Raw genomic sequence first — 8,435 nt, forward strand, 5'->3', positions numbered from 1 at the left:
GCAGCAGCGAGCCCATCCTGTTCCGGATGAGCGCCCAGAAATTTCGCACATCTTTCGGCAACCGCCATAAATGCCTTTGTTGAAGGAGAATCTGGATAAGCCAGCACCACGGGGATTCCTTTATCCGCACAAATTGTTATTTCGCTGTCGAGCGGGATAGCGCCGATAAATGGCACGCCCAATTCATTCGCGACCCTTTCTCCTCCCCCCTTCTTGAATACATCAATCTCTCCGCTACAGTGTGGACAGATCAAGCCGCTCATGTTCTCAACAATTCCGATAATGGGCGTATTCCTTTCTTTTACAAAAGTGATCATTTTCCTTGCGTCAAGAAGCGCAACATCCTGTGGGGTGCTTACAACAACAACCCCATCCAGATTGGGAATAAAATCCATGATCGTAATATGTTCATTTCCCGTGCCGGGAGGTAGATCTATTATCAGGAAATCGAGCTTGCCCCACGTAATATTCCCAAGGAGTTCGATGATAAATTCATACTTTACCGCATCTCTCCAAACAACTGGTTCGTTCTGGTCTTCTATCAGCAAACCCAAAGACGCAACCTTTAACCCTGCAGGCATGATGTGCGGGGCGATGCCGTCTTTATCCCCGCGAAGTCTTACATTTTCAATACCAAGCATCTTTGGAATGTTTGGCCCATGAAGGTCAGCATCCGCCAAGCCAACCTTGTAACCCAGTTTTTCCAGGGCACAGGCAAGGTTGACCGTGGTGGTACTTTTGCCCACGCCGCCCTTGTTGCTGCCGACAAGGACTTTGTACTTGATGTCCGCCATCCGTTTATTGATCAACCATTTTTTATGGGCAGCACGGTCCAGCTTGCAGGTATCATTTTCGTCACATGTTTGGCAGCCATGGAAATATCCGCAGTCCTTAGCCGGCGCAGCCACTGTCCGGGTGTCCCTCATGTTCTTTATTTCAATAGTTTTCGTCATTTAAACATTCTCGTGATATAAATAATTTCATCAGGATGGGGTTTATCGCCCCATCCTCAATCGCTCTCTGGTTATTGATGGCCAGACAATTATCTCAGCCAACACATTTCTCAAGGTTGACAGCCCATTTAAACTCGATTATAGGCAGCTTTCTCAGTATGCGGCCATTCGATATCCATACCTGAGGTCACATCCCAACCCAAGGGTACTTCCTTCCGCCACCCTCCTCGACTCCCTCCGCCGCTTCGGCCTTATCGAGGGTAGCCGTTTGCCTGATAACGCTCGAACTGGTCGATATATTTGTCTCGTCTTTCGTCTTTTCAACGATCGTTTCTGTAAGAACAGGAAAAAATCTGCTAAAGAATTGGCGCCTTCCCATCACTTTGCCATTGTCCATGAATAACTCCTTAATTCAGCGATCGGCCAGCAAAATGTATTTTTCAAATAAGGTCTGCAGAAGCACATATAGCACGGCACACGATTGATCGCCTTACTAAATATACACAATATAAATGACACGAATTATAACCAACTAATGAAGAGGTAAGGGTTCATCCATTTCCGTGCCTGTCTGTTGGGGACAGTCCACAGGTCCCTCATAATCAGATTTTGGCAATTCTTTTATTCTGCTGTCAACTTCAATTCCAAAAAACTTAAGTTCCGAACCCATGAATTTTGATAACAGCAAGCCAAGGTTTCGGTAATAGGCTTCATTCGCTCTCGCTGCAAGATTTTCCCCGAACACGCCAGTCCATTTCCCGATATGCTGCTCAAGGAATCTTCTTTCCGCAGACAGGCAGATATCGATGTTTTCTTCCATCGCCTGATCCAGGGCATAGGCTATCTTCAATTCCAGAAAGCTCATAAATTCAAGCTCGACGGTTACATGATCAAATGCAACCCCGGCATCGTCATTCATTACAAAACCAAATGCTTTATAAAATCCACTGATGTCGCCAAGTATATTCGGCTGGTTGAAACTGTTCTTCCCATAGGTTGTTTCAGTCAAAGGACAAAACATACGGGTTAAAAACATCTCGGTAAAATCCGGCTGTAGCGCGGTTACGTCAACTGTCTCGATAAGATTAGTAAATGCCAGGTACTCTTCCTTCATGTCATACGGAAGAAGGCTTATTGAACTATCCATATCGGATGCAAGTTCGTGCAATGTTGCAAGCTTATCTTTGTCTGGATAGACAAAGGCCATTGATAAAAACCTGTAAACATCTGCCCTCGCGAGGGCCAACTCTGTTTCCGATTTCGTCGTTACCATTCTATCCCCTTAAATGAAAAGCGGGGCGGCGTTAAAACGCCGCCCCCCTAATGTCCATCAATTACGACTATTCAATTTCAAGCGGTATCCAGCCTCCGTTTGAATAGTTCTTGCGTGGCCCTCTGTTGCCGCCCGCACCATCGTTTCTGTTTCTGCCATCCCAAGCAGCGATCGCCATCATGGTCTTGGACCCAGGCTTCAGGACTGAATCCTGAACATCGCCGGAGTTCAAAGGACGTTTGATGACAACCGACCAGTAACCAAACCGCCTTACGCCATTGCCGGTTGCATTATTAGTGGCCTGCCTGGTCAATGTTCCGAAGCCAACGGCATTCAGCTCTTCCACCGGAGTTAACCTCTCGGGGTCAACTCTGCTGATATTTCTGAGCTTGAAAGCAGCCAAATATTGCCTTTGTCCTTCGTTATAACGTCTGATAGGTGTATCAATTGTTTGACCAATTGCCGGGATAACTTCCGGATACATATCATAGTTATAATTTGGATAAGCATCCCTTACATCTTGATATCCAAATTCGATATCCCTCTCCCAAGCCGCCTTCCAGTAGACAATGTGAACAGGATTCTCGTCGTCACCCATCATGAATGAGGGTTCCGATCCAGCATTCACCGGGAACATAACGGCGATTGCATCAGAAAACTTGTCTTCCATTGTTTCCGTTTCAGACTTGGTTGAATCATACCAAGTTAACAAGAAAGCAATATCCTTGTCGTTATGAACAGACTTGACCTTCACCATCGGTACTGTAGCCACTACTAAACCAGGCATCACCAGGTTCTGCGGGCCCATTGGAACTTCAGTGGCCGAAGCATCATTCCATATCGTTGCCGGCGCTTGCTCCCAGCTCTGATTGTACTGATTGTAAGAGGTTTCCCTTACTGGATCTTCCTGATGCCATGTCCTGTTCACCGGGTCCATCGGGATTTCTCCCTTTACTGCCTTGGACTTGATGACGCCAACATTATACGTTTCACCCCCATCCAGACGAACTGGCGGCAGCCTTTTAAAGGAACCATGGAACGCGTGGCCCCCATATTGACCAGGATTATCGACAGCAATAATTGGAATCGTCAAATCTTTGGCTGGTCCGTGTGCAGCATCACTCCCAAAGGCAGGAGTCGCAACAGGAATCATCAAAAGTGACGCGGCTATTAATAGTTTTTTCATCATCCGCCCCTTATGAGTTGTTGGTAAGAAATGCGCCGGTCTTCAAATTCTTGACCTGCCTGATATAAACAGGTTCAGTCAATGGAACTCGGACAATCTCTTTTCCTTGTGGATCATAACCAACCGTCTCATTACCCTCAAGCTTGAACGTGTCGCATATCCGTTCGGTCGTTCCAAAGAGTAACAAAGCGGCTAAAAGTTCCTTGTCCTTGCCTGCATTCCGGTATTGCTTGATGGAGTTCTCAACGCCGGGACCAAATACTTGAGACAGGAAATCAGGGTTGACATGGACAGGTGGCAAGTACATGTTGTTCGGCTCAGTGCCAAACTGCGGATAGATCGGCAGTGCTATCTTTCTTACATGCACCAGGAAATCGATCGGGTTGTTTTCCCGGACTTGCTTGCTCGTGATCTTATCGAAATCGGCTGACTTGAAGCCGTTCAGACGGATCTTTCCGATACATTGAGTAACGCACTGAGTCATCAACCCAGCCTCTACTTTCGGATAGCACGATATGCACTTTTCGCCGGTCCGGGTAGTGTCATTGTAGAACGACTTCTTGTATGGGCAAGCAGCAACGCATTCTCTGTATCCGCGGCATCTGGACGCATCAATTAAAACGATCCCGTCTTCTTGCCTCTTGTAGATCGCCTTTCTTGGGCACGCTGCCAAGCAACCTGGGAAGGTGCAGTGATTGCAAATCCGTGGGAAGAAGAAACCCCAGTTCTTGTGAGTAGGGCCCTTGATATAATCCCCTTCACCATCCAGAATCTTAAGGCATTCATCTTCCCCAAGGTTCGGATGCGCATAGTCCATTTCATCAGGCAGATAACCCTTGATCCGCTGATTCATGCCCAGATCTTCAAAGATCGTCGTGCCGTTGTACTTGTTGCCTGACCACGGTTGCGCTTGTTCTCCCAGCAGTGCCAAAACCTTCACATCCCAAGCAAGGGGATAGAATCCATAAGGCTTCGATTCCACGTTATTCCAGAATATCGTTTCCTGGCCTTTACCGGCCGTCCAGGTCGTTTTGCACGCCATAGTACAAGACTGACAGGCGATACATTTATTCAAATCGAATAACATGGTGATTTGCCGACCTGGCCTGTTTTCTTCATAGGGGTAATCCATTTCCCTGCCCAGTTGCCAATTTCTAACTTTTGCCATTGTAGATCTCCATTTACAAAATTATTTCACAATTCCAAGAACGCCGCCCTTATTCAAGGCGGCGGCTGCACACCCGTAATTATCTGCTGGTAAACCCGCCCTTGAGATATGTCCTCATTTGAAGGCTTTCATAGGTTGGCCTGTAGCCTTTAGCTGCAATATGCCAAACTCCACCGTTTACACCGCCTTTTTCAGCCAGCTCTATCTTCACATATGATTCTTTTGGAGAACCATTGGCGCAGTGGACGTCATTCTGCATACCAATAATAATTTCCTGTCCAAAGACTTTCTTGTTGGCCACGGTGTCAGTCGTGTTGGTCGGGTTGATCCACGCCCTGGTGCAGCTTTGATGGTTTCCGGACCTGAACATTGCCTGATAGTTGGTCCTTGGGCTCTTGGCCAATCCATCAGCCCGGGTCCTCGCACCTTCCATACTGCCATACGTTGCAGCATAGGCGTTGTAATACATCCGCATAGAGCCTTGGGACATACCGGGGAAATATCTGCATCTGACCATGAACCGGGCAAGTGCGTATTCCGGCGTGCCTTCTTTCCATCCTTTGTAAGGCCTGTCGCCAGGGTCAGCGTCGACCCAGATATAATCGCCTTCATCAATGCCGAATCTCTTGGCATCGAGCGGATTAACGTCCACAAACCCTTCACCGACTGACGGCTGCCTCTTGTCATGACGGTAGATGTCGCCAAACGGCCCCCACCACAATGTCATCAAGTCCGTATCAATCGGGGTTGTATGGGCGCCGTGCCTGTACTTGGGTGAATTGAAGCAGAACTCATACCCGTGCGGCCTGAGGGGATGGTTGGTCGCCATCAGCTCTTTTGTCGTCAGTATGACGTTTCTTCCTTGCCTGTTCTCGGCAATCTTGAGACTGTTCCCCATCCTTTCCAGACCGCGCATCTCAGGTGTTTCCATCAATGCAAAAGCGCGGCTGTTACCGACGATGACATTCGGCTCGTAGTGGCTTGAATCAATCGGTGTGCGATACACGGTGAGATTCTCGCCCCCATCAATCAACCGGGGATCATCCATGTAAAATTCCAACCTGCCGCTCTTGGTGTACCAAGGCAAGCCACCGCCTTCAGCTGTCTGCTCCCAGCCGCTAACTCTTGGGTAGGTTCTGGCCATGAAGATGCTAGGAATACCCCTTTTGGCTTTCTCTCTGATCTCAGCAAAAACCATTCCTCTGGTGGCCGATCCCGCGTTGAGAACCCGTTGCCCGTAAACCTCGGAATCCCTGTCTGCCGGATTTCCGGCAGGATTGGTTCCCACAAATTTGAAGAAGTCGGCAAACCTTTGATCACCGGTCATCGCTGTAAACGCCCTAAAGATTCCGGCAGGAACTTCAGCATCTCCAACGGTATCCTGGAATCTCCTCAACGGCGTAATAGGAGAAACGGTAAGGAACGGGTTAGAACAGGAGCAGGCCATGTCGGTATGCTTGTTTTCCAACCAGGAATCCACGCCCCAAACGATGTCGGAATATTCGCAAGATGCGGTCCAATTCCAGTCACTGTAAAATATCGCTTCCCATCTTGGGAGGGTATTTACGACCATGTCATAGTGACCTTTGGCATTTCCCAAAGAGGAGTTGGAGTTAGCCTGCCAGAGCACCTTGGTAGGAGCTGGCATATGCCCAGGATCAGTCAGCAACCTGGTTCCATTCCTTAATGGCCGATCGCCATAGTTGTAGTAATGGGCAGATTCGTCATCTGTATAGTGAGCCATTTTGGTGACCATCTTACGGCCATCCAACTCGGGATTGAACGGATCTTCCAGAAGATACTGACCAAACCCGCCAAAGACTGACTGCCTGTAGTTACCCACATAGTTACCGAAGGTACATCCTCCAATATGGCCAACGTTATCGCTCAGTGCCGATAGCAACATGAAACCACGATCCTTCAGGGTTGAATTGAAGTAGTGATTGGTTCCCGCACCGGTGCTGATGATGCCTTGCCCTCTGTGTTTGTGGAACAGGTTGGCAAGGTCAACAATCGCTTCCACCGGAACGCCGGTCATGATAGAGGTGTTCTCTGGTGTGAATTCCTCAAGGTATTCTTTATGCAACTGGAATACAGTCGTAACCTTGATCTTCTTTCCATCAACCAAGGTCACTTCATAATCGCCAGTCAATGCTGATTCGACTCCCTTCGCAGCATAGCGCGCGCCGCACTCATCCCGGGTAAGCGGAACAGCTTTGTTTGTCTTTTTATCCCATACTACGTTGTCGCCCCAGAATTTACGGACGTCTTCTGCAACGAAGGCCGTAGATTGAAACGCTGGCGGCATCGTTGGACCTTCGCCCGGCTTCATCACCCTGAGGTGGTGCGTAAGATCAGCAAGCTTGTAGTCCGCGATGATGTCCGATGCCTTCAGGTTCTTCCAGTTATCCGTTCTGATCAGCAGAGGCATATCTGTATTGGCTCTCAGATAATTCTCGTCATAGTGGTTGTTCTTGATGAGGTGATGGCACACGCCAAGACCAAGAGCGGGATCCGTACCAGGACGAAGAATAATGACGTCATCTGCCTTGTTGGATGTTGCGTGGTAATCGATGGAGATGTCTACAATATGGCATCCTTTGAGCCTGGATTCACTGACCCAATGAAGATCCGGCATCTTGGTACAAACGAAGTTGTTACCCCAGAATACAATAAGCTTGGCATGTTCATATACCATGAACTCATAATCCAGCATCTGGTGACCTGAGACCATAGGACATCCAGGCGCCAGATCGGTATGCCAGGAATAGCTGTCCAATACTTTTGCGCCACTCGCTTCATCCGGCCCTACATTTCTTACATAGGCGTCCAGAAGAGCCAGTCCTTGTGCAAATCTCTTCATCGAATATATTCTTAAAACGCCGAGAGCGGCCATACCTGCCCGGAATTTCATGGTCTTACAGCCGCATCCGTGCATGGATGCAATCATCTCGGGGTCATAGCCTTGCCTAGTCAGCAATGCTGCGCCCTTGTCACCAGAATAGGTCCTGGCGATGTTCTCCAGCGCCCCAGCTGCCAACGCGTAAGCCTCGGTCCATGGCAGTTTGATGAAGGGCTCTTTTCCGCGTTGCAGATATTTCTGATCCGGGAAGCCGTTTGCTCCAGTCCGTGGATATCCCGCTTCTGCCCATGCCTTGAAGCCGGTTCTAACCATCGCGCCTTTTGGCCTTCTGTCAGAATAGGCTTTTCTGTTCATAACCATACCCTTGTTACAGATCCGCGGCTCCCATCTGTGACTGGAACGGTTTCCATCCATATCTTCGGCATCTCCGTAGCCGTATGACGGCGAGATGCGGATTACAACGTCATTCTTTACATGGGCCTTAAGGAGGCAGTTGTGCGTATCATTTGGCGCGCAAAGGAATATAAATTCGCTGTCAACGTGGAACATGTCCCTGTAAACCTTCTCCCAGTCTCTATTCGGGTAGGACTTTAGAGGGTTGTCAACTACATACGGCTTCAGAAATGGTGAAGCTGCAAAGGCGTTATTGGCCATTACAGCTAGTCCAGCGGTGGCGGACAGCTTTAGAAAGCTGCGCCTGCCAATGTTATTCTTTATTTCCATCATTTAGTCACCCCTATGTTAATTTAAATTAAATTATTTTCTCGGCTTTTGTAAGGCATCAATCCGAGTAATTTTCATTCACCACTTTCAGTTGAAACAAAAAACAACAATTCATGCCGCAAAAACTAATTTTTTCAGCATATGCCACATCAGTCACACCCTGAATATACGGATTTTTATGGAGGCAAAAATCGGGTAGTGAATGATCGCGAATCTACGCGGATAAATTAAAGTCGATTTGATCTAGATCAAGATTGTGCTATTTTTTT

The 8,435-nt window shown here is 48.1% G+C and carries 6 protein-coding genes; all 6 read right to left on the reverse strand.

Features of this window, described 5'->3' with window-relative positions; genetic code table 11:
• A partial coding sequence (locus MJ768_RS14635) for an Mrp/NBP35 family ATP-binding protein (RefSeq protein WP_239292776.1) occupies window positions 1–953 on the reverse strand: 953 nt, incomplete at its 3' end.
• Between the two features lie 187 nt (window positions 954–1,140).
• On the reverse strand, window positions 1,141–1,350 hold the full coding sequence (locus tag MJ768_RS14640; protein WP_239292777.1) for a hypothetical protein: 210 nt from the start codon (window positions 1,348–1,350) through the stop codon (window positions 1,141–1,143).
• 135 nt (window positions 1,351–1,485) lie between these two features.
• On the reverse strand, window positions 1,486–2,226 hold the full coding sequence (locus tag MJ768_RS14645; protein ID WP_239292778.1) for a TorD/DmsD family molecular chaperone: 741 nt from the start codon (window positions 2,224–2,226) through the stop codon (window positions 1,486–1,488).
• A gap of 67 nt (window positions 2,227–2,293) precedes the next feature.
• Complete coding sequence (locus MJ768_RS14650) at window positions 2,294–3,415, reverse strand: ethylbenzene dehydrogenase-related protein (RefSeq protein ID WP_239292779.1); 1,122 nt, start codon at window positions 3,413–3,415, stop codon at window positions 2,294–2,296.
• A gap of 7 nt (window positions 3,416–3,422) precedes the next feature.
• On the reverse strand, window positions 3,423–4,580 hold the full coding sequence (locus MJ768_RS14655) for a 4Fe-4S dicluster domain-containing protein (RefSeq protein WP_239292781.1): 1,158 nt from the start codon (window positions 4,578–4,580) through the stop codon (window positions 3,423–3,425).
• 79 nt (window positions 4,581–4,659) lie between these two features.
• Entirely contained in the window at window positions 4,660–8,169 is a 3,510-nt protein-coding gene (locus MJ768_RS14660) for a molybdopterin-dependent oxidoreductase (RefSeq protein WP_239292782.1), read from the reverse strand.
• Window positions 8,170–8,435: the final 266 nt, after the last annotated feature.

The sequence above is a fragment of the Candidatus Nitrotoga sp. 1052 genome, assembly GCF_927312905.1.
GTDB lineage: Bacteria > Pseudomonadota > Gammaproteobacteria > Burkholderiales > Gallionellaceae > Nitrotoga.